Here is a 1,070-nt window from a genome sequence, read left to right as displayed (position 1 = left end):
GACCCAGTCCCCCGCGCGCACCCGGCCGTGCACGGTCAGCGCGCGGTAGGCGGTCGCGAACCGGCAGCCGAGGGAGGCTGCCGTCGCGGCGGTCAGGGCGTCGGGCAGGCCGACGAGGTTGACGTCGGCGTGGTGCAGGGAGACCTGCTCGGCGAAGGAACCCCAGTGGGTGAACCCGGGCTGGGTCTGCCGCTCGCACACCTGCTGCTCGCCTGCGAGGCACGCGTCGCAGTCCCCGCAGGCGGACACGAAGGGCACGGTCACCCGGTCCCCCACCCGCCAGCGCCGCACCTCGGGCCCGACCTCGAGGACCGTCCCGGCGAGCTCGTGGCCCGGTACGTGGGGCACGGTGATGTCGGCGTCGTGGCCCTGCCAGCCGTGCCAGTCGCTGCGGCACACGCCCGTGGCCTCGACCCGCAGGACGACGCCGTGGGGCGGGCACTCGGGGGCCGGGACCTCGCGAACCTCGAGGGGCCCGCCGAAGGAGTCGAGGACGACGGCGCGCATGGTCCCCCCGCTCACGGCCGCAGCAGCACCTTGATCGAGCGCCGCTCGTCCATCGCGGCGTACCCCTCGGGGGCCTGGTCGAGCCCGAGCTCGACGTCGAAGACCGGCCCGGGGTCGATGGTCCCGTCGAGCACGTCGGCGAGCAGCTCGGGCAGGTAGGCGCGGACCGGGGCCACCCCGCCGCGCACGGCCACGTTGTGCCGGAACATCTGCCCCAACGGCAGCCCGTCGGTCAGCCCGGCGGGCACCCCGACGTAGCCGACCGTCCCACCCGGGCGGGCAATGCCGATCGCGGTCTCCCAGGAGGACTGCATGCCCACGCACTCGAGCACGTGCGCGAAGCCCAGCCCGTCGGTCATCTCCATCGCCTGGGCGACGGCCCCCTCGCCCCGCTCGGAGATGACGTCGGTGGCCCCGAAGGTCCGCCCGACGGCGATCCGGTCGGGGTGGCGGCCCAGCAGCGTGATCCGCTCGGCACCGAGCCGACGGGCGGCGAGCACCCCGCACAGCCCGACGGCGCCGTCCCCGACCACGGCCACGTGCGACCCGGCCTGGACCCCGGC

The 1,070-nt window shown here is 75.9% G+C and carries 2 protein-coding genes; both read right to left on the bottom strand.

Annotation, left to right across the window (positions count from 1 at the left end; genetic code table 11):
* On the bottom strand, nt 1-507 hold a 507-nt coding region (locus L0B03_RS18295), incomplete at its 3' end, for an alcohol dehydrogenase catalytic domain-containing protein (RefSeq protein ID WP_250448498.1).
* An 11-nt stretch (nt 508-518) separates the two neighbouring features.
* A partial coding sequence (locus L0B03_RS18290) for a zinc-binding dehydrogenase (protein ID WP_250448496.1) occupies nt 519-1,070 on the bottom strand: 552 nt, incomplete at its 5' end.

This window comes from Actinotalea sp. C106, assembly GCF_023630195.1.
In the GTDB taxonomy this organism is placed as follows: domain Bacteria; phylum Actinomycetota; class Actinomycetes; order Actinomycetales; family Cellulomonadaceae; genus Actinotalea.
This window is presented reverse-complemented; position numbering and strand designations above follow the sequence as displayed.